Raw genomic sequence first — 25,459 nt, 5'->3', positions numbered from 1 at the left:
CAAAACATCATATGGCTACTCGTATTTAACTGCGTGACATTGGCAGCTGGATAGGGGTAGTGTCCTTTCCCTGACCATGCAAAAGACTGAAGACTACTTCAAGCGCGCTTCATTTGATTGGTTGCACAATCAGGTGGAGTGCGCTTTTTTGCGTGCTTGGATGGGTGAGGCGGAAGGGGGAAATCAGTCATGAAACTGATTAAGCAATTGGATTGGTTTATTAAAAGACAGAAACGAACGTATGTGATTGCGATCATTTTACTGATCATCACAGGGGTTGTAGATATGCTGCCGCCTTGGATTATTGGTCAGGCGATCGATGCGATTCGTGAAGGAAGTTTGACGACAGAGCGATTGATTCTGATTGTATCGTCGCTACTCGGCATTATGGTGTTATCGTACGTGATGTCGTACTTGTGGATTGCCCGACTCTTCGGGACAGCCTTTTTACTTGAAAAGAAATTGAGAGGTCGCTTCTTTGGTCACCTCCTCAAACAAACACCGCGCTTCTATCAACAACATCGCACAGGTGACTTGATGGCACTTGCGACGAATGACTTAAAAGCGGTGGAGCGGACAGCGGGATTTGGGGTCATGACATTAGTCGACTCGTTCAACATGACGCTCATCGCCTTGACGATTATGGGCGTGTTCATCGATTGGAAGTTGACGCTCGCAGCACTTTTGCCGATGCCGATTCTCGCCTGGTCGATGAATAAACTTGGGAGTCAGATTCATACACGTTTCACGGCAGCCCAAGATTCGTTCGGCGTGATGAACGACCAAGTCGTTGAATCCATCTCTGGTCTTCGGGTCGTCCGCTCCTTCGTCCAAGAAGAGGCGGATACGAAAAAATTTGATGACATCACGGATGACGTGATGGCGAAAAACATGCATGTCGCTAAAATTGACGTCTTGTTTGAGCCGGTTATCAAATTACTCGTTGGACTCAGCTATTTGATCGGACTCTCGTTCGGGACGTATCTCGTCTTTACGAACGACATCACGCTCGGTCAACTCGTTTCCTTCAACATTTATTTAGGGATGTTGATTTGGCCGATGTATGCCTTCGGGGAACTCATCAACGTCGTCCAACGAGGAACGGCGAGCTTGGAACGGATTGAGACAACGATGAATGAGGTACCGGACGTTTCGTCAACCGGAACGGTTCACATCGATGTACCAGAGAAAATCACCTTCAAATCGCTCTCATTCCGTTATCCAAACTCGAATCGGGAGTCGTTAGAAGACATCGTCCTGCACGTCTCGCGTGGTGAGACGATTGGGATTGTCGGACCGACTGGAGCTGGGAAGACGACGTTGTTACGTCAATTGCTCCGGGAGTATCCGATCGACGATTCCCTTCTCGTGAACGGGGTGCCGATTTCGGACATTAAACTTGAAACGGTCCGTGGCTGGAGTGGGTATGTGTCACAAGAGCACCTCCTATTCTCGAAAACGGTGCGTGATAACATTCGTTTCGGAGTCGATGATGTCTCGGATGAAGCACTCGACAGAGCCATTCACCTCGCGGCGTTCGATACAGACATCGAACACTTGGAGAACGGTCTCGATACCGTCGTTGGGGAGCAAGGGGTCATGCTGTCAGGTGGACAAAAACAACGATTATCAATTGCACGTGCTTTACTGAAAAATCCTGAGATTCTGCTTCTTGACGATTCGCTCTCAGCGGTCGATGCGAAAACGGAATCACGCATAATCGATTCGGTCCGCACGAGCCGTGAGGCGAAGACGACCTTTATCGTGGCGCACCGTCTTTCTGCGGTGGCACATGCCGACCAAATTCTCGTCCTTCAAGACGGACGAGTCACCGAGCGCGGCACCCACGACCAACTGATGGAACGACACGGTTGGTACTATGAACAATTTATTCGACAAGGAGAGACGGAGTAATCCGGGAAAGGGGGAATCTCTCATGATCGATCAATATGAATTAGATCCGGTCCGCCGGAAGAAGACGATCCGCTCACTCGTTGGTTATGCCAAGCAAGTGAAGCGCTCCATCTTCCTCGGACTGACATTACTCTTTTTAGCGGTCGGTGCAGAACTTGCCGGGCCGTATATCGCCAAAATCATTATCGATGAGCATATCGTCGCCATCGAACGTGACTGGGTTCAAGTCGAATCCGGCGGTAGTGTTTCCTTTAATGGAGATTCTTATGAGAAAGAAACGAGACTAGATGACCAAGAGGTGATTCAGCCGGTCTCGATCGTACAAACGACCGATGGTTACTATCTCGTACCTGATGCGGTTATAAGCGGAGGCGTCCGTGAAGTCGAAGGCGACGTGCTGACGATTTCAAGAGGAGACGAGACGGCGACATATGACAATATTGTCTCGCTCTCGTCGACCGACGTGTTCCAGTTCTATCAAACGGATTTACGAGCTGTCCTTCTCTTATCGGGATTGTACGTCGTCCTGTTACTATTTGCGGCCGGATTGAACTGGGGACAACAGATGCTCCTACAACGGTCGGCGCATAAAATTGTCAAAACGATGCGTCTTGATGTGATGAAGCATCTCCAAACGATTCCGGTACGCTATTTTGACCAGACACCAATCGGGAAGATTGTCAGTCGTGTCACGAATGACACAGAGACGATTCGCGACCTGTATTTAGGAGTGCTTGCTCGCGTCTTCCAAAGTGTCGTCATGATGATCGGGGTACTCATTGCGATGTTCTTCCTAGACGTGCGTCTAGGGCTCGTCTCACTCATTATCATCCCGGTCGTCATCGTCTGGATCAAGTTGTTCCAACGTTTCTCGACAAAAAATAACTTCCGTGTCCGCGCACTCGTCGCGGATATGAACGCGCAGTTGAATGAGAGCATTCAAACGATGCCAATCATTCAATCATACGTCCGCGAAAATCTCGTTTATGACGAGTTCAATGAGAAGAACAGCGACAACTTCCAAACGAGACGAAAGTTGTTGAAATTGGATGCGTTGATGAGCCACAATCTCGTCAACTTCTTCCGAAACATGGCGCTCGCCTTACTCATCTGGTTTGTCGGGGCACAAACGCTCGGTACGGGAAGTGTCCTGACACTGGGGATTCTGTATGCGTATATCGACTATGTCTCGCGGATCTTTGAGCCGGTGACACAGATCATGAACCAATTGTCACCACTCCAACAAGCGCTTGTCTCGGCCGACCGGATGTTCCAACTGCTCGACGAGAAAGGGGAACCGGTCTCATCAGAACGTCTTCCACGCTTTAAAGGGGATGTCGTCTTTGATGACGTGACCTTCAGTTATGAAGCAGGGAAACCGGTGTTGCAACAGATTGAACTACACGCCGCTCCTGGTGAGACGGTCGCACTCGTTGGGCATACCGGAAGCGGGAAGAGTTCAATCATGAACTTGCTCATGCGTTTCTATGACCCCTCGGCCGGAGTCCTTCGAATCGATGGCATGGACGTGACTAAACTACCGACGCAGGCGGTACGAGACCATCTCGGGATCGTCTTACAAGACCCGTTCCTATTCACTGGAACGATTCGGACGAACGTCACGCTTGGAGATGAGACGATTACGGACGAACAGGTATGGAAAGCACTCACAGCTGTCGGGGCAGACCGCTTCGTGAAGCAGCTACCGCAAGGCATCGATGAGCCGGTAATCGAGCGTGGAGCTTCACTCTCGAGTGGAGAACGACAGCTGATCAGTTTCGCACGCGCCCTCGTCTTTGACCCGGCCATCCTCGTCCTCGATGAAGCGACAGCGAGCGTCGACTCGGAGACGGAGGCATTGATTCAGGATGCGCTCAAGACGCTCACGTACGGTCGGACGACGTTTGTCATCGCGCACCGACTCTCGACGATTCGAGAAGCGGACCAGATTCTCGTTCTCGACCACGGACGAATCATTGAGCGAGGCAATCACCAGTCACTCATCGAGTATGGTGGTGTCTACGCCCGAATGCATGAATTACAGAGTAAACAACAAGCCATCAGTTAAGGAGGTCACATGGAAATCAAGGGGAAATATAACCGCGCCAAAGTGTTTAACGAACGAATCGATGATATGACGCGGAATCAAATTGAAACATTGCTCGACCAACCGTTCACACAAGGGGCATCGATTCGAATCATGCCGGACATGCATGCGGGGAAAGGATCGGTCGTTGGAACGACGATGACGATTCAAGACAAAGTCGTGCCAAACCTGGTCGGTGTCGATTTAGGGTGTGGGATGCTTTGTACGGAGATCAAAGCCAAGCGGATCGATTTTCAACGACTCGATGACCTCATTCGTGAACTCGTACCGAGCGGGATGAACATTCGGGAGAAGGTTCATCCATACGCATCTGAACTTCCATTAGAAGAGGTGCGAGCGCCGTATAAACTCGACCGAGCCTTGCGCTCGGTCGGGTCGCTCGGCTCGGGGAACCACTTTATTGAAGTGAACCGAGATGACTCGGGACGTACGTTTCTTGTCATTCATTCCGGTTCGCGCCATCTTGGGGTACAGATTGCCGATCACTATCAGGAGCGAGCGATTCAACACATGATGGAAACACATGATGTAAAAGAAGAAATTGAGCGTTTGAAAGCCTTAGGTCGACAACAAGAAATCTCGGCTTATCTGGAAACAGAGCGTGCGTCACGGAAACCATTTCGAGACCTGGCTTATGTGGAGGGAGCGGATATGGACGATTACATGCATGACGTGCGCATCGCTCAACAATACGCGGCGGCGAACCGTCGTGCGATGACGGATGTGATCGTCGAAGCGATGAATTGGAACATCGTCGATCAATTCGACACCGTCCATAACTATATCGATCATGATGCGATGATCCTGCGAAAAGGGGCCATCTCCGCTCAAGAAGGAGAGCGAGTCATCATTCCGATGAACATGCGAGACGGTTCGCTCATCTGTACGGGGAAAGGGAATCCAGACTGGAACTTCTCGGGTCCACACGGCGCAGGTCGGATCATGTCTCGGTCGGCCGCGCGGAAACGCGTCGATTTCAAAGAATTCAAACGTTCGATGGAAGGTGTCTGGTCGACATCAGTTCGCCCATCGACAATCGATGAATCACCATTTGTGTATAAGTCGATGAAAGAAATTGTTCGTTATATCGAACCGGCCGTTCAAATCGATCAAATCATCAAGCCACTTTACAACTTCAAGGCGAACTGAGTCACGTACTCAGTCTCGTCTTTTTCTTTTTTCGTAAAATCTGATACGCTTACATCGAGGTGAACGATATGGAAAAGCGGTTAAGTGACTTATCGAAATATGAGTTAGAGCAAGAGATTCAAGCATTACATGAACGGAAACGAAAAGCTGAACAGATGGGCATGGTCAGCGAAATCGAAGTCGTCCTTCGACGGATTGCGATTGCCGAAAGCTATTTGATTGACCCATCATCGTTTCGTCCAGGTGAAACATATGTCGTCAATTACAATGACCGTCCGTTTCGCTTGAAATTCGTCAACGGTGTCATGGGCTGGGGGACGTTTGAAGGCGAGATGACAGAACGGGCCATCCCGCTCTCAGAATTGTCGGAGGTGAAGCGATGAACCGGAACGAACAATACGAACGGCTCGCGGTCATTTTAAAAAAGAAGAATGACGTCTTGAACGATTCAGAAGCGGTGACGTGGGTCGAAGTGTTATGGGAAGATTTTGAGACCTCACTTGCCAAGGCGGGCGAACCGTATCCGGGAGAGGCAAAGGCGTTCCAATACGTCATTCAACAGATTGATGCATACGGGGCGCAGCTCCATTTGTTCCAAACGAAAAACGAAAAGTTCAAGCATTTGATGTCTAAACGGAATTTACACTGAGTCACGTCCTTGGGGCGTGATTTTTTTATTGCAATTCCTCAACAATTCGTTATAATGAAGGTCGCTAATAGTTTGTTTTAAAGTATAGTATAGATAAACTTTCTTTAGTTGAACTCATGTTTCACTAAACAAGAAGGAGGCGTTCAGTCGTTGGAAGTAGGTCAAAACATTAAGCGGCTCCGGATCAAAAAAGGATTGACCCAAGAGGAGTTGGCGGAACGTACCGATTTGAGTAAAGGATATATTTCTCAAATTGAGCGGGATTTAAGCTCTCCCTCACTAGAAACGTTATTCGATTTATTGAATGTCCTCGGGAGTTCCCCGAAAGAGTTTTTCGATGAAGAGTTGAATCAAAAAGTGGTGTACACCGTTGACGATCGCACCATCTATACGGATGAAGAACGCAAATATCGGACAGAATGGCTCATCCCGGAATCGAATGAAAAAGAGATGGAGCCGATTCTGGTCACATTTTTCAAACATGGAGAGTTCAAACAATATGAGCCTTCACGTTCGGAGACGCTCGTATACGTCTTGTCCGGCAAAATTGCCTTGAAATTAGGGAACCACACATATTTTGCCAAGACAGGGGAAACCCTTTATTATGTCGCCTCAGATTCGCATCAACTCGTCAACGATAACGATGGAGAGAGTGAATGTCTCATCGTCGCGACCCATTCATATTTATAAGTCAACAGAGGAGGAAACAGCATGAATGCAGAGACAATTATTCGCTTTGACCACGTGTCAAAGCGTTACGACGACACAGTCGTCCTTGAAGATATTAGTTTTGAGATTGAGCGTGGGAAGTTTTATACGCTTCTCGGTCCATCGGGATGTGGGAAGACGACGATTTTGCGTCTCATCGCCGGATTTACCGATGCGACCGAAGGAGGTATTCACTTCAGCGGGAAACGAATCAACGATGTGCCGGCTAATAAACGACAAGTGAATACCGTGTTCCAAGATTATGCGCTGTTTCCTCATTTAAACGTATTTGAGAATGTGGCATTCGGTCTCCGGATTAAAAAATTGAAGGAAGCAGATGTGAAAGCGAAAGTGGAGCAGGCTCTCAAGTTTGTTAACTTAGAAGGATACGGCTCGCGCGAAATCGATGAGATGTCAGGTGGACAGCGCCAACGTGTCGCCATCGCCCGCGCAATCGTAAATGAGCCGGAGGTCATTCTCCTTGATGAACCGCTCTCTGCCTTAGACTTGAAACTTCGTACGGAGATGCAATATGAACTTCGTGAGTTACAGCAACGTCTTGGCATTACCTTTATTTTCGTCACACACGACCAAGAAGAGGCGCTCGCCATGTCGGATGAGATTTTCGTCATGAACAACGGGAAAATTGTTCAGAGTGGGACACCGACTGATATTTATGATGAACCGATCAACCGTTTCGTTGCAGACTTTATCGGTGAATCCAATATCGTGCCGGGTGTCATGCCGGAAGACAATGTCGTCACGTTTGCTGGTAAAACGTTTGACTGTGTCGACCAAGGATTTGACCGCAATGAAAAAGTTGAGGTCATCATTCGTCCGGAAGACTTAGAGATGACATCGGTCGATGCAGCAAAACTCGTTGTCGACGTCGATTCTCAATTGTTCCGAGGTGTCCACTACGAGATTTGCTGTTATGACCAAGAAGGAAACGAATGGCTCGTCCACTCGACGAAGAAATCAATCGTCGGATCAAAAATCGGATTGACGTTTGACGAAGAAGCGATTCACGTCATGCGACTAGGTGAAACAGAAGAAGAATTTGACCGTCGTCTCGAATCCTACGAGGAGGTCCCTTATGAATCAAACTAATCAGACCGCAAAGACGGTATATTTGACGACCTATTGGATTTGGATCGCCTTGTTCGTCATCGCACCACTCGTCCTCGTCGTCTATTATTCCTTTTTTGATATCGATGGGAATTTGAGTTTAGAAAACTATCAGACGTTCTTCACGTCGACGTATTTGTCGATGACGCTCTCGTCGTTCTGGTATGCGTTTCTCATTACGTTCTTCTCGTTACTCGTCGGGTATCCGACGGCATACTTGTTGACGAAGACGAAGCATAAACAGCTTTGGCTCTTACTCATCTTGCTGCCGTCATGGATTAACTTGTTGTTAAAGGCGTATGCGTTCCTTGGAATTTTTGGGACGTACGGGATTACGAATCAATTTTTAGAAGCCATCGGTATTGGGACGAAACAGATTCTATTCACCGATTTCAGTTTCGTCTTTGTTTCGGTATACATCTTCATCCCGTTCATGATTTTGCCGATTTACAACGCCATTGAGAAGTTACCGCCATCACTCGTCTACGCATCCCGTGATTTAGGTGCATCGAACTGGACGACATTCCGACGTGTCATCTTCCCGTTGACGCTTGACGGCGTCAAGTCAGGGATTCAAATCGTCTTTATTCCGGCATTATCGCTCTTCATGATCACCCGACTCATCGCCGGGAACCGGGTCATCACACTCGGTACAGCGATTGAACAACAATTCCTTGTCACACAAAACTGGGGGATGGGCTCGACGATTGCCGTCTTCCTCATCTTGGCGATGGTTCTTGTCATGGTCGTCACACGTGACTGGGGTGCGAAAGGAGCGGTTCGTCGATGAAACGTAAACGATTCAAATTATCAAATCTATACTTGGCGGCCGTGTTCTTCATCTTGTATGCGCCAATTCTATATTTGGTCTTCTACTCGTTCAACAGTGGCGGAACGATGAGTAACTTCGAAGGGTTCACCCTCGAATGGTACAAGTCGCTCTTCACGGACACGAGACTTCTCGTCATCGTCTTGAATACGATTGTCATCGCACTGCTCTCGGCGACGATTTCGACCGTGCTCGGTGTCATCGGGGCACTCGCCATCTATACGGCGAAACAAAAGTATACGAAGACATCCCTCTTATCATTGAACAATGTCTTGATCGTTAGCCCGGACGTCATCATCGGGGCGTCCTTCTTGATTCTCTTTACGATGCTTGGGATTCAGTTAGGCTTTTATTCGGTCCTCTTGTCGCACATCGCTTTCTCGGTTCCGATTGTCGTCATCTTGGTGTTGCCAAAACTCCAAGAGATGAGTCCGACGTTGATTGATGCGTCACGTGACCTTGGTGCCAGTACGTGGGATGTATTGACGAAAGTCATTCTGCCATATATCACGCCAGGGGTATTTGCCGGTTTCTTCACGGCACTCACCTATTCGTTAGATGATTTTGCTGTTACATTCTTCGTGACAGGGAACGGCTTCACGACGCTCGCCGTAGAAGTTTATTCGCGGGCACGTCAAGGCATCTCGCTTGAAATCAATGCGTTGTCTGCGATTCTATTCGTCTTCACGCTCATACTTGTCATCGGATATTATGTGTTGGCGCAACGAGGATCAAAGGAGGTTAGACGATGAAAAAACTAGTCATCATGTTGGCGATCCCATTAATCGTCAGTTTCGGTCTCCTTCTTTGGATTCAGCAACTGAATGCTGCGCAAGGATTCGGCGGCGACAACACACTGGTCGTCTACAACTGGGGAGACTATATCGATGAGGACTTGATCGGTGAGTTCGAAGAGCAGAGCGGGTTGAAGGTCGTTTATCAAACGTTCGACTCGAACGAAGCGATGCTCACGAAAATTGAGCAAGGCGGTACGGCCTTTGATGTCGCCGTTCCATCCGATTATGCGATCAGTAAGATGAGAGAGGAGAATCTTCTTCTCCCAATCGATTACGATAAACTCGAAAACTTTGATAATATCGATCCGCGCTTCCTCGATAAATCATTCGACCCGGGTAACAAGTACTCGGTTCCTTATTTCTGGGGCACGGTCGGGATTGTCTACAATCCTGAACTAGTCGATGGTGAGATCACTTCATGGAACGACCTGTGGGAAATGCCGCTCGAGAACGACATTCTCCTTGCGGACGGGACACGTGAAGTAATGGGCTTCGGCCTGAACTCGCTTGGTTACTCTCTCAATACGACGAATAAAGATGAGTTGATTGAGGCGGAGCAAAAGTTGGAAATGCTTTGGCCGAACATCAAAGCCATCGTCGGAGACGAAATCAAAATGCTGATGGCGAACCGTGAGGCAGCGGCAGCCGTCGTCTGGTCCGGCGATGCGTCAGAAATCATGTATGAGAATGAAGAACTGACGTATGTCATTCCGGAAGAAGGCACGAATCTCTGGTTTGATAACCTCGTCATCCCAAGTACGGCACAAAACGTGGACGGGGCACATCAGTTCATCGACTTTATGTTAGATGCTGATATTGCGGCACGTAACACGGATTATGTCGGATACTCAACACCGAACGAAGCGGCTCTCGAATTCTTGGATGAAGAAGTCACATCGGATGAACGGTTCTACCCGTCTCGTGAAGTGACACAAGACCTTGAAGTATATGAAAACCTAGGGAAGCGCATGAACGCTTACTATAACGAATTGTATTTACGCTTTAAAATGCAGAGTAAATGACGAAACATCCCCGCGCTCATCTGAGTACGGGGATGTTCGTTTATTGCTTGATTGTCGATTTGATGTCTTCGATATGTTTCAAGGTGACAGTCGTGTCGACTTGTGTGAAGGAGCGTAAGATTTCGTATAGTCGGACTTGCTCATCAAGATCGAATACAAAATCCTGATAGGTGATCAGCTCTTTGATCCATTTTTGGCGATTGAGCACAGGGACCTCGGTAGATTCAATTTTTTTGAGCGTCGAACGATTGCTGAACACGATCCATGAGTGGAGATGGATTCGGTCCACTCCAAGCACTTGCTCGATGGCTTTGAGATGCAATTCATTTTGCTTGATTGGATTGAAGAAGCGTTGTTTTTTACGGCGGGGGAGTGTCTGCGTCCAGTATTGGTCACGTGCCCGACCGAATATCCAACCGCTATAGTTTTTAGACTCGATGACATGTACCCCGGATTGGTTGATTAAAATGACATCGATTTCAGTGGTTCGATCTTTTTTAGAAGGATGGGGGAGATACAGATTTGTCAGAATTAACGGTTGGAAGAACTTTGACTCAATCTCCGCCACACATAAGTATTCTCCGAATAGACCGGTGTCTTGGACCACTTTGAAGTAAGAATGTCGAGTTTGTTGAGAATACTGACTGTTTTGATAACGTTTGACCTTGTAGAGGATGATAAGTGTGAGGACGAGAAAAATGGGTGCGAATATGCTAATCAAGGTGACGAAAATACCTTCGAACAATTCTGTTAGTAGTGAAGCCATCAAATCCCTCCCTTTGTATCCACTATACAAGAAGCGAGATGATTCATATGTATATTTTTTACAATCGAGGATAATCGTTTTTTACATCATAAAGGACCCATCGAAATGGGTCCTTTTGCTTAGGTTTCATGCTTCAGCGCCTCACGCTCTTCTTCTGTAAAGACTCGAGAACGTCCTAAAAATCGTTTCCCTTCGACACCTTCAAGGGAAAACATACCACCTCGACCATCGACCACATCGATGATCAGTTGTGTATGTTTCCAATAATCATATTGTTTCTCATGGATATAAAATGGCGTCTCGCCGATTTCACCGAGAAGAACATCGTGGTCGCCCACCATGAACTCGTCACGTGGGAAACACATGGGAGAGCTCCCGTCACAACATCCTCCTGACTGATGAAAGAGGAGGGGACCGTGTTTTGATTTGAGACGTTCGATGAGTTCGAGCGCGGCGGGGGTGGCCTCGACTCGTCTCACCATCTTAGAAGAACCCGAGCTTTTGTTCGCTGTAGCTGACGAGCATGTTTTTCGTACGTTGATAGTGACCGAGCATCATCTTATGGTTCTCACGACCGATTCCGGACATTTTGTAACCACCGAATGCAGCATGTGCCGGATAGGAGTGGTAACAGTTGATCCAGACACGTCCTGCTTGAATTTCACGACCGAAACGGTACGCACGGTTCATGTCACGAGTCCACACGCCTGCCCCGAGTCCATAAAGCGTATCGTTCGCGATGGCGAGTGCTTCCGCATCATCTTTGAATGTCGTCACGGATAAGACCGGTCCGAAAATCTCTTCTTGGAAGATTCGCATCTTGTTATGACCTTTGAAGATGGTCGGTTGAATGTAATACCCATCCGCGAGCTCTCCGTCCATCATGTTGCGCTCTCCACCGATTAGACACTCTGCGCCCTCTTCTTTCCCGATTTGGAGATAAGACAGGATTTTTTCCATCTGTTCGTTCGACGCTTGTGCACCCATCATGACATCGGCATCGAGTGGGTTACCGAGCTTGATTGCTTTGACGCGCTCTAGCACGCGTTCCATGAACTTGTCATAAATCGACTCTTGAATCAAGGCGCGAGATGGGCATGTACAGACTTCCCCTTGATTCAAGGCAAACATGACGAGACCTTCGATTGCTTTGTCGAAGAAATCGTCATCCGCTTCCATGATGTCGGCAAAGAAGATGTTTGGTGACTTCCCACCGAGCTCAAGCGTGACAGGGATGATGTTTTGAGAAGCGTACTGCATAATGAGGCGACCTGTCGTCGTCTCACCGGTGAAGGCGACTTTATCGACACGGTCACTCGATGCGAGTGGTTTTCCTGCTTCGAGACCGAAACCGTTCACGATATTGATGACACCAGGTGGTAATAAATCTTCGATGAGTTCCATGAGAACCATGATTGAAGAAGGTGTTTGTTCTGCCGGCTTTAAGATGACACAGTTTCCGGCAGCGAGTGCCGGTGCGAGTTTCCAGACCGCCATCAAAATCGGGAAGTTCCATGGAATGATTTGAGCGACGACGCCGAGTGGCTCATGGAAATGATAAGCGACTGTATCGTGGTCGAGTTCACTGATGCCGCCTTCTTGTGAGCGGATGACCCCTGCGAAGTAACGGAAGTGGTCGATGGCGAGCGGAAGGTCAGCGTTGAGCGTTTCCCGAACTGCCTTCCCATTTTCCCATGTTTCCGCATAGGCGAGCATTTCAAGGTTCTCTTCCATGCGGTCTGCAATTTTATTCAAGATGACAGAACGTTCCGTGACAGACGTTTTGCCCCAATCCTCTTTGGCTGCATGAGCGGCATCCAAAGCAAGTTCAATATCCTCTTTCGTTGAGCGGGCGACTTCACATAATACTTTCCCATTTACAGGAGATGTGTTTTCAAAGTATTCTCCACCAGCCGGTGCGGTCCACTTTCCGTTAATGTAGTTCTCATAACGGTCTTTAAACTGTACTTTCGTTCCTGCTGAGTTCGGTACTTCATAAATCATGATCGTTCCTCCCTTTTCATACGAGATAGAGGAGTTATGTATGCGCTTACATTTTTCAGTAAGCGAACGACTCCCTTTTTTCATCGTAACGGTATGATGTGATAAAAGTCAAAATTTTTCGACAATAATTTGTCAATCTTTTGTAAAAACGTTTTGAACTCAAGATTTGTGGAAATGACTAGATTGTACACATTAATTTATCCATAAGGAGTGAGTCACGATGGCTAAGACATATCAAATTGACCCGGCGCATAGTTCGATCACGTTCACGGTCAAGCACATGATGATTTCCAAGGTGAAGGGCGAGTTTAAAGAATTTGATATTAAGGCGAACGGTGAGCCGAGCGATCTAGCGAATGCGAGTGTGAAAGTGACGATTCAGGCAGCATCGATTGACACCAATAACACAGATCGGGATAACCACCTTCGTTCAGGCGATTTCTTCAATGCCGAGGAACATCCGCATCTCGTCTTTCATTCAACTTCTTTCCGTTCAAAAGGGGGCGGAGAATTCGAAGTGACAGGGGATTTAACGATTCGAGGAACGACTCGGGAAGAGACGTTCGAAGTGGAGTATGAAGGGAGCGCCAAAGACCCATGGGGCAACACGAAACACGCCTTCTCCGGAGAAGGGTCGCTCAACCGTGAGGACTATGGATTAACGTGGAACCAAGCGCTTGAGGCGGGCGGTGTTCTCGTCGATAAGAAAGTCAAATTCGAGTTCGAGCTCCAATTCACTGAATCGGAGGCATAAGAAAAGTCGCTCAGGTGAGCGACTTTTTATTGTTCGTATACCAATTTTTTCTGAAGACTGTCTTCGCTAAACACCCAACCTGTAAAGGATGACAACACGTCATTCGTCTGCTCGTCGACGATGACGACCGCAACGAACGGATACATGTTTTTAGAGAAATAACGCAAGTTTGTAAAGCGGTATTCGATCATCCCGTTATGACGTGTCACGGTGTACGTGTGAATTTTAGAAAACTCGAGGAACGCCTGTAAGTCTGCATTTTTCCGAGCCTCTACGAAATGGAGATCTTCTTCTCCTGGCATCGGTTTGTCGCGGAAGCGACCACATTCGATGACTTTGCCTTTTTTTACTTTCACGGCTCCGAGACCATCACGGAAACGGACGGCGACATGCCAGTCATCCCAACCGATTCCTGGAGAGATGAACAATTCATGTGCCCCTGCAAAGTGTCTCGCCACGGTAGCGAGCGCGCGGTTACGTAATTTAAACTGAATGGCATAGTAACTGATGACAAGCGCAATGAGCAGTGCAAAAATAGGGACAGTCGCACCCGTTATCATCCATAATGCATATGCACCGTAATAAGCGGAGAACAAGTACGGATCAAACGTCCCGATTACGCCCCAGCCGATCCATTTTTTCGAAAAAGGTTGTAGCGCTTGCGTCCCGTAGGCATTAAATAAGTCGACCGTGACATGAAGCAACACGGCGATTTGTGCCATGACCCATAGGGAGGCAGGATTGACACCGAGGACCGTCCCGATGACAGCGCTGACGATGATTGGCCAAGCAAGGAGCGCGGTGATTCCATGTGAACGACCACGATGCTGGCGTAAATACGTACTATTTCCTTTTAACTTAAAGACGGTGTCGAAGTCTGGTGCGTGCGAGCCGACGAGAGCCGTGGCTGTCATCGCTAAAAACAGTTGTGCATCACCTGACACTTCTGGGCTGAGCGTCGCGATGGCACTTAAACCAAGTCCCATACCAATGTGTGTCGCAGTATCCAATGTGCGTCAGCACCTCCATCAATAATGAAAGAATTACGTCATCTATTCTTATTTATCATACAATATTTTTAAAACGAGGGGAAACACAATGCTTAATCTTGATAAATTGTTCACAAATTATAATATTCACCATTTCAACGAGGAACTCGTCACGTGGTTTAATCGCGAAAAGCGTGATTTACCTTGGCGTCATGCGAAAAATCCTTACCGTGTGTGGGTAAGTGAAGTGATGTTGCAACAGACACGAGTCGATACGGTCATCCCATATTACAACCGGTTCATGGATCGCTTTCCGACGCTCGAAGATCTCGCAGCTGCTGACACGGATGAGGTCGTAAAGTATTGGGAAGGGCTCGGTTACTATTCTCGCGTCCGAAACTTACACGAAGCGGTCAAAGAAGTCGCTTCTGTTTACGAGGGGATTGTCCCGGAGGAGAAGGAACGTTTCGAGAAACTGAAAGGGGTCGGACCATATACGACGGGAGCCGTACTATCGATTGCGTACAATCAACCGGAACCGGCTGTGGATGGAAACGTTATGCGCGTGATGTCCCGTCAATTCGGAATCTATGACGACATTGCGCTGCCGAAGACACGCAAAATCTTCGAACAAGTCGTTCGTCGATTAATGGATCCGGCTCACGCATCCGATTTTAACGAAGGCGTGATGGAGTTAGGCGCGACGGTCTGCACACCGAAAAATCCGATGTGCTCGCTCTGTCCCGTGCAAGACACGTGTTATGCATATGCGCATCATGTACAAGATGAGCTGCCGGTCAAAACGAAGAAGGGAGCAGCACGTATCGAAATGTATGACGCGCTATGCATCGAGAAAGATGGAAAAGTTGCCTACGAACAACGAGCGGACAAAGGGTTGCTTGCTGGGATGTGGCAATATCCGCTTATGGATCGAGGAACGGGGGAACAACTTAACGGAACGTATCTCGGGCAAGTGAAACATGTCTTCTCTCATATCGTTTGGTATATCGATTTGTATCGCGTCGATACGCTTCCGACGGATGACGTCGTCTGGCTAGACGCTTCGGAGCGTGAGGTGAAGACGGTTTCTGTTGCTCAACAAAAATTAGAACGATTGGCAGGTGGCGAACGTGAGACGATTTGATGTAGAGTCGACATATGATACGACGGTCGATTCGCTTTGGGATTTGTTACAGGATGCCTCGCTTTTGACGAAACTGACGAAGTTTCCTAAAGTACGCTTAGTAGGGGACGGCGCCTCGGTCGAAGGGAATGAAGTGAAGTTGTTCGTTGGGGTCGGTCCGGTGGAACTGCCATGGACCAGTGCCATCACCGTTGTGGGAAACCAGGCATTCTGCGATCAAGGAAAGACGTTGCCGTTTCCGTTCAAGCGGTTCACACATGTGCACCGGGTCGAGTCGCGTGATGGCAAGGCGGTCATGATCGACGAAGTGACGTTCGATAGCTATGTCCCGAACATACTCGTCGAGTATTTCGTGCTTCGTCCAATGTTTCAAGAACGGGCGCGGGCCTTCCAAAAAACACTAAATTCATGAAAATAAGAGATTTCCTTTTTCATTGGTTCTGAAAGTCGCTATAATTAAATATGAGAATTGTATAGCATCATAGCGGAAAGGAGGAGCTTATGAGCTTATTTCCCAAAGCAGGTAGCAAAATCGAGATACAGAGCTACAAGCACAACGGAACTTTGCATCGCGTTTGGGAAGAAACGCTCGTCCTTCAGTCGTCAAAAACGGATATGATCGGATTCAATGATCGCATCATGGTCAGCGAGTCAGACGGTCGGCAATGGAGAACGCGAGAGCCGGCAATTTGCTACTTTTCATCTGAGTATTGGTTCAATGTCATCTGTATGATTCGCGAAGACGGGATTTACTACTACTGTAATCTAGGTTCGCCGACTACATTTGATGGGGATGAACGTGCCATCAAATATATCGATTACGATTTGGACATCAAGGTGTTCCCGGATATGTCGTACACGATTTTAGATGAAGATGAATATGAGCGGCATCGTCGCGAGATGAATTATCCGAAAGCGATTGATCGAATCTTGAAGCAGAACGTGCAAGAACTGATCAACTGGATTCGAGGACGGAAAGGGCCGTTCAACCCAACATTCGTCGATGAATGGTATCGCGAATACGAAGCACGTTACCGGAGATGATTCCTCATCTCCGCTTTTTTTCTTAAGTCAGGAGGCATTATGGGTAGTATTAAACGTTATTTGCAGTTTGTTCGTCCGTATAAGAAACAAATTGCCCTTACCATTTTCGTCGGGATTTTGAAGTTTTCCATCCCGCTCGGATTACCGTTACTTTATAGATATGTCATCGATAACTATTTGACGGACGATGCGCCGAAGCAGGACTACACGACGCTCGTCTGGTTGTTCAGCATCGTTTTCTTCGTCTTCTTGGTCCTCAAGCCACCGATCGAATACTTGCGTCAATATTTGGCGCAGTGGGCCGCAACGCGTGTCTTGTTCGATGTGCGGAACCGGTTATTCGACCACGTCCAAAAGTTGTCACTCCGCTATTATTCAAACAATAAGACGGGACAAATCATTTCAAGGATCATCAATGACGTCGAACAGACGAAAGACTTCGTCATCACCGGGCTGATGAATATTTGGCTCGACATGGTCACCATCCTTATCGCCATCGGGATCATGTATACGATTGACCCGCAACTCACGTTGATTGCGATTTTACCACTTCCGTTTTATGCGATCGCAGTCCGCTATTTCTATGGGCGGTTGCGTCGTTTGACGCGTGAACGGTCGGCGGCACTCGCTGATTTACAAGGGCATTTGACAGAGCGTGTCAACGGGATGGCGGTCATTCGGAGTTTTGCGCTAGAGCCATATGAGAACAAGGCATTTGAACAACAGAACGGTGGCTTCTTGAACGCGGCACTCAAACATACGAGTTGGAACGCCAAGACGTATGTCGTCGTATCGACCATCACCGACATCGCGCCAATCCTCATCTTCACGACGGCATCGTGGCTCGTCATTCAAGAAGCGGTATCGCTCGGGACGCTCGTCGCGTTCATCGCGTACATCGACCGACTCTATGCACCGCTCGGTCGTCTCGTCAACTCGGCGACGACACTCACGCAGTCGGTCGCATCGATGGACCGTGTCTTTGAGTTTTTGGATGAAACATATGATATCGAAGAGAAATCGAACGGGTTCGTCCCATTGTCGACAGCAGGTAAAATCGACCTTGAACATGTGAGTTTTTCGTATGAACAGGACGGGGCACGAGCGTTGAACGATGTGAACCTTCAAATCCGCTCTGGTGAACGCGTGGCGTTTGTCGGAATGTCCGGTGGAGGGAAGTCGACACTCGTCAGTTTGATTCCGCGCTTCTATGACGTGACGGATGGAAGCATCAAAATCGACGGCGTCGATGTGCGTGATTTCAAATTACGTGCACTTCGTGATCAAATCGGAATGGTCATGCAGGATTCGGTCCTCTTCAGCGAATCGGTCGCCATGAATATTCGGATGGGGAAACCGGATGCGACGGATGAAGAAGTCATCGCGGCGGCCAAGGCGGCGAACGCCCATGAGTTTATCTCGAAATTACAGGACGGGTATGCGACACCGGTCGGGGAGAAAGGTGTCAAACTGTCTGGTGGACAGAAGCAACGGCTTGCGATTGCACGTGTCTTTTTGAAGAATCCACCAATCTTGATTTTAGACGAGGCGACGAGTGCGCTTGATTTAGAAAGTGAAGCGATGATTCAAGACTCGTTGGCCCGTCTGACGAAAGGGCGGACGACGTTAATCGTTGCCCACCGTTTGTCGACCATTACGGACGCCGATCAAATCGTCGTCGTGGATAACGGTCAAATCATGGAGACGGGTACGCATGAAGAGCTGATGCGTCGTCGCGGGGCGTATTACGACCTGTATATGATTCAAGATTTAGCCGTAGTTGAATAATGAAAAAAGTCGAGTCCCTATGGGCTCGACTTTTTTAGCGGTCTAAAAATCGTTTACGAACATCTGGTGAAGGGAGTGTGCACACTTCCTTCTTTCCAAATAGACGTGTCCGATATTTGGCGAACAACGTATATCCATGATCACGAATCGGTCTAGGTATGAAACGAATGAGTCGAAGCAGGCGCCAACGGCCATCAAGGTGTTCGGCAATTCGAATCGCAGCGTCTGATTTTAAGTAAGGAACCCCTTCCTCAATATAGACGATGCTGTCGACTGATTCCGGGATCCGGTGTCGTGTTCGGAGCGACTGACCGACCTCGCTTTGGAGCGAAGCAAAGTGAATCGAGGCGTGTCGATCATGACGAATGATGAACTGAACACTGGCATCACAGAAGTTGCAATCGCCATCAAATAAAACAATCGCAGGCAAGTACTTCGCCTCCTTCATCGTACTGTTTTACCGTTTTGTCTTCATGTTAAACGTCAAGCAGCGAGTTGGCGAGCAGGTTGCATCTTGTAGAGCGATACATAATACAAGTAAGCACCGAGGGCACCGAAGACAAACATGTAACCGCTCATCAAGACCGGACCGATGAACGCGCCGACGACAATTCCTGCCGCAGCAACCAACTTGGCTCCATGGAATGTGAGCCCGCCGAACGCAAGGTAGGAAGCCCGGCGTTCAGGATCGAGGAGGTCAACCTGTTTCACTTGCCGAATCGGAGAGTAGAGGAGTTCGCCGATTGTGAAGATGATTGCGAGTGTGGCCAGGACGATAAAGGAGTTCATCGAGGTAATGGCGGCGTATGCTGTGATATATAACGATAAGCCAATGAAAAACACGGTCTTCTCTTTGAAACGTTTGACGAAAGCGGTGACCGCAAACGTGATGGCGACGACGAGCAAGGTGTTCTCTAGTTGCATAAACGCCATCATGCGTACCCCGTCAAAAGGTATCCCGAGAATTTGACGACTTTCGAATGACTCTGCTAAATGGACACCGATGTAGTTCGCCATATGAAACTCGGTCGAAAAGACGAGCATACTTCCAAATACGAATGTGATCCAACGGCGGTCACGTAACGCGATTTTGTAGTTTTCGATGACGCCATGAATCGGGTTTGACGGTGTTGAACGATTGCCGGTGTATGTGTCGACCAAATAGCGTTGAAGGACGATGGTGGTCACAGTGAGAATGACCGTCATACCAATGAAGAGGGCAAAACGATGGTCGCGATAGAAGGCACCGCCGAGCATGACGCCTCCGGCGATAGCCAAGTTGACGAGCCAGTAGTCATACACGTAGATGGCTTTTCGATTCGATTCTTCCATGGAGTCGATGACGATTGCCTCAAGTGCCGGATAGTTCAATCCGTTCGAAACGGCATGTCCGAAGTAGAGGATGGCGACGACGAGTGCCCAGTTATTCGATGGGTGAATGGCGATGGTCATCCCAAGAAAACAGATGATTTGAATCACCTGGCCAATTTGTAAGACAACCTTCCGATTGAACCGATCGGAAAAGTACCCACCGAATAGACCGGTCAAGTAACCGACGATAACGAATGAGGTCATGATGATTCCAGCGGGGACTTTCCCCAACTCTTCTGAGAAATAGAGTGCCATGAATGGGAAAATGGCTGATCCGACGATTCGAATACAAAATCCGCAAACGAGTCGCAAACGGACATTTAATGGAAAATCTTTAAATTTCATATGGTGAGCACCTCCTTGGTTCTACTGTAATGGGGGACGGTACATGATAAAAAGAGACACTTTTTTTAAAGATGTCCCCTTTTACAAAAAAAAGAGATGCTCGCGCATCTCCCTCTCTTACAATTGAGCAAACGAGCAGTGGACCGCTTCGATCGTCTCTTCGATATCTTGTTCCGTATGCTCTGTCGTCAAGAACCAGGCCTCATATTTCGATGGAGCCAAGTTCACGCCATTCTCCAGCATCAACTTGAAGAAACGTCCGAACTTCTCACCATCTGACTTTTCCGCACCTTCATAGTCGGTGACGATTTCATCCGTGAAGTAAACGGTGAGTGCCCCCTTCAAGCGGTTGAGCGTGATGGTAATGTCATGCTTTTCTGCCGCCTCGCGGATGCCAGCTTCCAGTTTTGCACCGAGTGCGTCTAATTTCTCATAGACACCAGGTTGCTCGAGCACTTCAAGGCAAGCGATTCCTGTCGCCATCGAGGCAGGGTTACCGGCCATCGTGCCGGCTTGATATGCAGGTCCGAGTGGAGCGACCGTTTCCATGATTTCAGCCTTGCCCCCGTAAGCACCGATTGGTAGACCGCCACCGATAATCTTACCGAGCGCTGTCATATCCGGTTCGATGCCATACACTTGTTGGGCACTTCCGTATGTGAAACGGAACGCCGTGATGACCTCATCATAGATGACGAGTGCGCCGTGTTCATGTGTGATGTCATTGACAGCTTGTAGGAAACCTGGCTTCGGTTCGACGATTCCGAAGTTCCCGACAATCGGTTCGACGAGGACACATGCGACCTGGTCTCCCCATTCTTTCATCATCTCGCGATACGCTTCGACGTCGTTGAACGGGACGGTGATGACTTCTTTGGCAGTGGCTTTTGTCACACCTGCAGAGTCCGGAGAACCGAGTGTCGCTGGACCACTACCTGCCGCAATCAGCATGAGATCCGAATGACCGTGATAACAACCGCTGAATTTCACAACGAGTTCACGACCGGTGTAAGCACGGGCGACTCGTACTGTCGTCATGACGGCTTCCGTCCCCGAGTTCGTGAATCGTACTTTATCCATCGAAGGGATGGCTTGTTTTAGTTTCTTCGCAAACTCGACTTCGAGACGATGAGGTGTCCCGTAAAGTAAGCCTTTTAAAGAAGCATTGACGAGCGCTTCATGAATATGGGGATGGGCGTGACCGGTAATGATTGGACCGTACGCTGCCAAATAATCGATGTAGCGATTCCCGTCTACATCATAGAAATAGGCGCCTTCGCCGCGTTCCATATATACAGGAGCACCGCCACCGACCGCTTTGAATGAGCGGGACGGACTGTTGACACCTCCGACGATATGAGTGAGTGCATCTTGGTACAATGCATCAGATGACTGACGAGTTGATGAAGTAGTCATATGTATTGCCTCCTTATTCAAATTCGCACTTATTGTAACATAGCCGTCAACCGCTTAAGCTCAGTGTTTGACGAGTAGTTGAGAAATCAGTACACTATTTATAAAGATTACTATGTAAGAAATAAGTTAATGTTCAAAACTATTTCGCATGAATTTTATAGAAGAAATGAGGGATTGACGTGGGAAGCGAAATGCTTGACCATGCTGTTCAGTCGCTCCGGGAACATGGAGTCAGAATGACGCCTCAGCGCCAGGCCATTTTGGAGTACCTCGTCACGGAGCACAGTCACCCGACTGCGGATGACATTTATAAGGCACTAGCCGCACGGTTTCCGAACATGAGTGTGGCCACTGTATACAACAACTTGCGCGTCTTTAAAGAGGTAGGTCTTGTTCAAGAAATGAACTATGGGGACGCCTCGAGTCGTTTTGACTTTGTGACGTCGAAGCACTATCACATCATCTGTGACACGTGTGGAAAAGTCGTCGACTTTAACTATCCTGTATTAGATGAAATCGAATCGGTTGCATCTCAATTGACTGGATTCAAAGTTGATCGTCACCGTCTTGAAGTGTACGGAACGTGCCCGTCTTGTCAGTCTGAACAATCGCAAACACATTAAAAAACCACATCCGAGCAGTCGGATGTGGTTTTTGTGTTAGTCCGTTTGTTGTGACTGACGTTTGTTGTATTTCTCATCGAACTCTTTACCTTCAAGTGAGCGGTCGATTGTGAGCGGTTCGTCGCAATGCATACATAAGTCGACGCGTCCGAGCATCTTCGTCTCTTTTTCACAGTTCGGACAAGTCACGATGATGGCTTTTGTCGAGGCCATCCCGACGATGAAGTAAAGGGCAGAGCTCGCAAGTACCATGACAAATCCGAGAAGCATGAAAATAATCATGAGCCAGGTGATGGATTTGGCGAGAAGGCCGAGATACATGACCCCGATCCCACCGAAGATAAGAAGTAATGCTATATTACGTGCGCGGTTGATTTTGTTCCCCCGTTTTTTCATGAGTGAATCCCTCCAATAGTCTGTCTCTATCATAGCTCATCTTCAAACGAGTGAGAAGTTCCTGCACTTTTTCGGCAGGAGTTTTTTGAAAAGAGGGCGAAATTGGTTCGTATCGAAAATGACAATCGTCATATATAGTCAACTTGCGATTGGGAGAGAAGGGGTCCAGATGACGATGGAATATGCGACTCGCACCATTTACTCAGAATATGCTGCATTAAAAACGACACTCGGGATTATTGAAGTGAAGAAAAAGCGGGCACGTGATCCGTTGACGGATCAATCGGATCGCCTGCTCATTGTGATTGAAGCAAAACCAGAACCGTTTTGGACGGTGAAACACTATCAGGTCGGTCAAGAAAAAATTGTCCTGCACGTAGTCAGTGACTCGATGATGGATCGGTGGATTGTCTTGAATGAAAATCGGCGAGCCATTCATTGGATTGAAGACGGAATCGTCTTGTTCGAACGAAATGAGTACATTTTAGAGTTACGACAGCGCAACCGTAATTTAACGAATCGGGAACAACGTTTACAACTCTCAATCTCTTTCGCAAAGTTGTTGCGTCGGTTTGAAGACGGACGTTATCTATTTTTAGAAGGGGAGTTCCAAGACGCCTTCACTCAGATTCATCATGCGCTCACTCACCTGGCACGCCTCTCGATTCTTGAGGCGGGGATTCATCCGGAAATCGTATTGTGGGAACAGGTACGAGCCATTGACCTCGAAATTTATAAGCTGCACGATGAATTGGTCGGAGGACAAGAATCGCTTGAACAGCGCATCCACCTTGTCGTCATTGGCATGGAACATTTGATTCAATCGAAAGTGTTGCCGGGGACGTTGTTATTACTTCAGACGATGCAGGAGAAAGGCGGAGCGTGGACGTTCTCAGAATTGATGGAACATCCGAATTTGAATGAGCTCCGTGTCGACCTTGGAAGCATCATTGGTTTTTTAGTGAAAAAAGGGTATGTTCGAACGGTCACGAGACCGACGAAAGGGGTCGGGGTAGAGGCAGTGCTTTATGAGATTGCTTAACTTCCCTTTCATAGGAACAATGAGGAGAAAATCAGTTATATGAAACTATTGAAATTTAGCGTGGGAACCGTCTTTATTTTATTTGTCACGATTGTGATTTCTGTCTTTGTCGCCCTTTTTACGATGGGAGACCCCATCACACTTGGGCGACCGATTATTTGGACGATATGGTATATGGCCGTTCTACTAATCATATGTATGGGACTCTATGATTTTTCGTCCTTTTCAAAACAAAAGATTCGAAAAGTTCTCGGCTGGGGTGCGTTAGTCGGTGCTATCCTCTTCGCTTCTGTGAAAGGATATTATATGTATCAAGATAGTTTGAAGATTGAGGAACGCGGTGTGGAGTTGATGGATTATCAGCCGTTCACGGATTCAGAACAATTGGCGAGACTCGATCACGAGGCTTCGGTGAAGTTTGAGGAAGGTTTGCCGCGATTAGATGGAGCGACAGCGCTCTATCCGATGTACGCTTCATTCGTGGAAGCAGTCTATCCGGACTCGGAAACGTATGATCCATATAATGATCAAACGAGTAAAGTCGTGTCGACGACAACACCGGAAGCGTACAGCCGACTGATGAACGATCAGACCGACTTGATTTTCGTCGCTGGTCCATCTGACCGTCAATTGAAGGTTGCGAAACAAAAAACGTTTCTTTACATATGACGGCGATTGGAAGGGAAGCATTTGTGTTCTTCATCCATGAAGATAACCCGGTCGATTCTTTGACGATGGAACAAGTTCGGGGGATTTATTCAGGAGACATTCGGAATTGGGAAGAGGTCGGAGGGGACTCGGAATCCATTCGTGCTTTTCAACGACCGGAGGATAGTGGCAGTCAAACGGCGTTACAAAAGATGATGGGCGAACAAAAGCTCATGGAGGCGCCGGTAGAAGATGTTCCTGAAGGGATGGGTGGAATCATTCAACAAACTTCATCGTATCGGAACCATAAAAATGCGATTGGATTTTCATTTAGATACTATGCGACAGAAATGGTGCATGACCATGAAATCAAGTTACTTCGTATAGATGGAATCGAACCGACCGTTGAAACGATTCAGGATGGATCGTATCCACTGACTTCTGAATTTTATGCGGTGACTACGGAAGAGAAGGCAGAGCGATATGAAGAATTTCTAAAATGGCTAGAAAGCGAGGATGGGCAGACGTTAGTTGAGAAGACGGGCTATGTCCGTCTCGATTAATACAAAGCAGAAGGTTTACTTTTCATCATGTTGATGGGAAGTAAATCTTTTTTAATTTTTATTGTTTTTTGTATTGACGAAGTGGTAAATAGAGATTATAGTTATAAACGTTGTCACGGCAAAAGATTATTTCAGAAAAACAATTTGTGAAAAAGTTGTTGACGAAAACAATCAAAACGTGATAGATTAATGAAGTCGCCAAGAGCGGCAGACGAACTTTGAAAACTGAACGATGAGGCAAAAATAAGTTTTACAATTTTTGA

The 25,459-nt window shown here is 47.8% G+C and carries 27 protein-coding genes; 19 read left to right on the top strand and 8 right to left on the bottom strand.

Annotation, left to right across the window (positions count from 1 at the left end; all coding sequences use genetic code 11):
- Nucleotides 1-189: 189 nt before the first annotated feature.
- The 10 genes from ACFO4U_RS12580 to ACFO4U_RS12535 all read left to right on the top strand — a co-directional run bounded on the left by ACFO4U_RS12580 (nt 190) and on the right by ACFO4U_RS12535 (nt 10,303).
- Nucleotides 190-1,914, top strand: a complete 1,725-nt coding sequence (locus tag ACFO4U_RS12580) for an ABC transporter ATP-binding protein (protein WP_159563581.1) — start codon at nt 190-192, stop codon at nt 1,912-1,914.
- A gap of 22 nt (nt 1,915-1,936) precedes the next feature.
- A complete protein-coding gene (locus tag ACFO4U_RS12575; RefSeq protein WP_215244355.1) occupies nt 1,937-3,982 on the top strand; it encodes an ABC transporter ATP-binding protein in 2,046 nt (681 codons plus the stop codon).
- A gap of 9 nt (nt 3,983-3,991) precedes the next feature.
- Nucleotides 3,992-5,170 (top strand): RtcB family protein, encoded by a 1,179-nt coding sequence (locus ACFO4U_RS12570; RefSeq protein WP_074037706.1) that lies wholly within the window; start codon nt 3,992-3,994, stop codon nt 5,168-5,170.
- A gap of 68 nt (nt 5,171-5,238) precedes the next feature.
- A complete protein-coding gene (locus ACFO4U_RS12565) occupies nt 5,239-5,553 on the top strand; it encodes a YfhH family protein (RefSeq protein WP_015880882.1) in 315 nt (104 codons plus the stop codon).
- Nucleotides 5,550-5,819 carry a YfhJ family protein gene (locus tag ACFO4U_RS12560; RefSeq protein ID WP_215244356.1) on the top strand — a complete coding sequence of 90 codons (270 nt, stop codon included), beginning with the start codon at nt 5,550-5,552 and terminating at the stop codon, nt 5,817-5,819. The genes ACFO4U_RS12565 and ACFO4U_RS12560 overlap by 4 nt, the downstream gene beginning before the upstream one ends.
- Nucleotides 5,820-5,969: 150 nt before the next feature.
- The gene (locus tag ACFO4U_RS12555; protein WP_015880884.1) at nt 5,970-6,509 is read left to right on the top strand and encodes a helix-turn-helix domain-containing protein; all 540 of its coding nucleotides are present in this window, start codon (nt 5,970-5,972) and stop codon (nt 6,507-6,509) included.
- 21 nt (nt 6,510-6,530) lie between these two features.
- Nucleotides 6,531-7,637: an ABC transporter ATP-binding protein gene (locus ACFO4U_RS12550; protein ID WP_215244357.1), complete on the top strand. Its 1,107-nt coding sequence runs from the start codon at nt 6,531-6,533 to the stop codon at nt 7,635-7,637.
- Nucleotides 7,624-8,445, top strand: a complete 822-nt coding sequence (locus ACFO4U_RS12545; protein WP_015880886.1) for an ABC transporter permease — start codon at nt 7,624-7,626, stop codon at nt 8,443-8,445. Before ACFO4U_RS12550 ends, ACFO4U_RS12545 begins: the two co-directional genes overlap by 14 nt.
- The gene (locus tag ACFO4U_RS12540; RefSeq protein WP_074037704.1) at nt 8,442-9,236 is read left to right on the top strand and encodes an ABC transporter permease; all 795 of its coding nucleotides are present in this window, start codon (nt 8,442-8,444) and stop codon (nt 9,234-9,236) included. The genes ACFO4U_RS12545 and ACFO4U_RS12540 overlap by 4 nt, the downstream gene beginning before the upstream one ends.
- Nucleotides 9,233-10,303 (top strand): ABC transporter substrate-binding protein, encoded by a 1,071-nt coding sequence (locus ACFO4U_RS12535; protein WP_215244358.1) that lies wholly within the window; start codon nt 9,233-9,235, stop codon nt 10,301-10,303. Before ACFO4U_RS12540 ends, ACFO4U_RS12535 begins: the two co-directional genes overlap by 4 nt.
- 40 nt (nt 10,304-10,343) lie before the next feature.
- On the opposite strand, the gene ACFO4U_RS12530 is transcribed toward ACFO4U_RS12535, so the two are convergent.
- From ACFO4U_RS12530 to adh, 3 genes are all read right to left on the bottom strand, one after another.
- Entirely contained in the window at nt 10,344-11,069 is a 726-nt protein-coding gene (locus ACFO4U_RS12530; protein WP_215244359.1) for a nuclease-related domain-containing protein, read from the bottom strand.
- 119 nt (nt 11,070-11,188) lie between these two features.
- On the bottom strand, nt 11,189-11,551 hold the full coding sequence (locus ACFO4U_RS12525) for a DUF779 domain-containing protein (RefSeq protein ID WP_015880890.1): 363 nt from the start codon (nt 11,549-11,551) through the stop codon (nt 11,189-11,191).
- A gap of 1 nt (nt 11,552) precedes the next feature.
- Nucleotides 11,553-13,073, bottom strand: coding sequence for an aldehyde dehydrogenase (adh, locus tag ACFO4U_RS12520; protein ID WP_215244360.1), 1,521 nt, complete (start codon nt 13,071-13,073; stop codon nt 11,553-11,555).
- A 220-nt stretch (nt 13,074-13,293) separates the two neighbouring features.
- Here adh and ACFO4U_RS12515 point away from each other — a divergent pair, with 220 nt between their 5' ends.
- Nucleotides 13,294-13,827 carry a YceI family protein gene (locus ACFO4U_RS12515; RefSeq protein ID WP_074037700.1) on the top strand — a complete coding sequence of 178 codons (534 nt, stop codon included), beginning with the start codon at nt 13,294-13,296 and terminating at the stop codon, nt 13,825-13,827.
- A gap of 26 nt (nt 13,828-13,853) precedes the next feature.
- Here ACFO4U_RS12515 and ACFO4U_RS12510 read toward each other — a convergent pair whose 3' ends face one another.
- Nucleotides 13,854-14,837, bottom strand: a complete 984-nt coding sequence (locus tag ACFO4U_RS12510; protein ID WP_015880893.1) for a metal-dependent hydrolase — start codon at nt 14,835-14,837, stop codon at nt 13,854-13,856.
- 88 nt (nt 14,838-14,925) lie between these two features.
- Here ACFO4U_RS12510 and mutY point away from each other — a divergent pair, with 88 nt between their 5' ends.
- From mutY to ACFO4U_RS12490, 4 genes are all read left to right on the top strand, one after another.
- Complete coding sequence (mutY, locus tag ACFO4U_RS12505) at nt 14,926-15,960, top strand: A/G-specific adenine glycosylase (RefSeq protein ID WP_215244361.1); 1,035 nt, start codon at nt 14,926-14,928, stop codon at nt 15,958-15,960.
- Nucleotides 15,947-16,372: a hypothetical protein gene (locus ACFO4U_RS12500; RefSeq protein ID WP_215244362.1), complete on the top strand. Its 426-nt coding sequence runs from the start codon at nt 15,947-15,949 to the stop codon at nt 16,370-16,372. The genes mutY and ACFO4U_RS12500 overlap by 14 nt, the downstream gene beginning before the upstream one ends.
- An 89-nt stretch (nt 16,373-16,461) precedes the next feature.
- Nucleotides 16,462-17,004, top strand: coding sequence for a nucleoside tri-diphosphate phosphatase (gene ntdP / locus ACFO4U_RS12495; RefSeq protein WP_015880896.1), 543 nt, complete (start codon nt 16,462-16,464; stop codon nt 17,002-17,004).
- A gap of 39 nt (nt 17,005-17,043) precedes the next feature.
- The gene (locus tag ACFO4U_RS12490) at nt 17,044-18,792 is read left to right on the top strand and encodes an ABC transporter ATP-binding protein (protein ID WP_214818363.1); all 1,749 of its coding nucleotides are present in this window, start codon (nt 17,044-17,046) and stop codon (nt 18,790-18,792) included.
- A 34-nt stretch (nt 18,793-18,826) separates the two neighbouring features.
- Here the strand turns inward: ACFO4U_RS12490 and ACFO4U_RS12485 are convergent, their stop codons facing one another.
- The 3 genes from ACFO4U_RS12485 to ACFO4U_RS12475 all read right to left on the bottom strand — a co-directional run bounded on the left by ACFO4U_RS12485 (nt 18,827) and on the right by ACFO4U_RS12475 (nt 21,924).
- Nucleotides 18,827-19,222 carry a thiol-disulfide oxidoreductase DCC family protein gene (locus tag ACFO4U_RS12485; protein ID WP_147538432.1) on the bottom strand — a complete coding sequence of 132 codons (396 nt, stop codon included), beginning with the start codon at nt 19,220-19,222 and terminating at the stop codon, nt 18,827-18,829.
- Nucleotides 19,223-19,275: 53 nt separating this feature from the next.
- Nucleotides 19,276-20,508, bottom strand: coding sequence for an MFS transporter (locus ACFO4U_RS12480; RefSeq protein ID WP_074037695.1), 1,233 nt, complete (start codon nt 20,506-20,508; stop codon nt 19,276-19,278).
- Nucleotides 20,509-20,625: 117 nt separating this feature from the next.
- Nucleotides 20,626-21,924: a glutamate-1-semialdehyde 2,1-aminomutase gene (locus ACFO4U_RS12475; RefSeq protein WP_215244363.1), complete on the bottom strand. Its 1,299-nt coding sequence runs from the start codon at nt 21,922-21,924 to the stop codon at nt 20,626-20,628.
- A gap of 191 nt (nt 21,925-22,115) precedes the next feature.
- On the opposite strand from ACFO4U_RS12475, the gene perR reads away from it, so the two are divergent.
- A complete protein-coding gene (gene perR / locus ACFO4U_RS12470; RefSeq protein ID WP_031421138.1) occupies nt 22,116-22,547 on the top strand; it encodes a peroxide-responsive transcriptional repressor PerR in 432 nt (143 codons plus the stop codon).
- A 36-nt stretch (nt 22,548-22,583) separates the two neighbouring features.
- Here the strand turns inward: perR and ACFO4U_RS12465 are convergent, their stop codons facing one another.
- Entirely contained in the window at nt 22,584-22,943 is a 360-nt protein-coding gene (locus ACFO4U_RS12465; protein WP_031421140.1) for a YgzB family protein, read from the bottom strand.
- Nucleotides 22,944-23,112: 169 nt separating this feature from the next.
- Here ACFO4U_RS12465 and ACFO4U_RS12460 point away from each other — a divergent pair, with 169 nt between their 5' ends.
- Genes ACFO4U_RS12460 through ACFO4U_RS12450 form a run of 3 tightly spaced genes read left to right on the top strand, consistent with a single transcriptional unit; the run spans nt 23,113 to nt 25,196 of the window.
- Nucleotides 23,113-23,985: a nucleotidyltransferase-like protein gene (locus ACFO4U_RS12460; protein ID WP_078147894.1), complete on the top strand. Its 873-nt coding sequence runs from the start codon at nt 23,113-23,115 to the stop codon at nt 23,983-23,985.
- Nucleotides 23,986-24,024: 39 nt separating this feature from the next.
- Nucleotides 24,025-24,654, top strand: coding sequence for a hypothetical protein (locus ACFO4U_RS12455; protein ID WP_251131873.1), 630 nt, complete (start codon nt 24,025-24,027; stop codon nt 24,652-24,654).
- A 23-nt stretch (nt 24,655-24,677) separates the two neighbouring features.
- A complete protein-coding gene (locus ACFO4U_RS12450; RefSeq protein WP_260563666.1) occupies nt 24,678-25,196 on the top strand; it encodes a PstS family phosphate ABC transporter substrate-binding protein in 519 nt (172 codons plus the stop codon).
- The last annotated feature ends 263 nt before the right edge of the window (nt 25,197-25,459 follow it).

This window comes from Exiguobacterium profundum (genome assembly GCF_042652865.1).
GTDB lineage: Bacteria > Bacillota > Bacilli > Exiguobacteriales > Exiguobacteriaceae > Exiguobacterium > Exiguobacterium profundum.
This window is presented reverse-complemented; position numbering and strand designations above follow the sequence as displayed.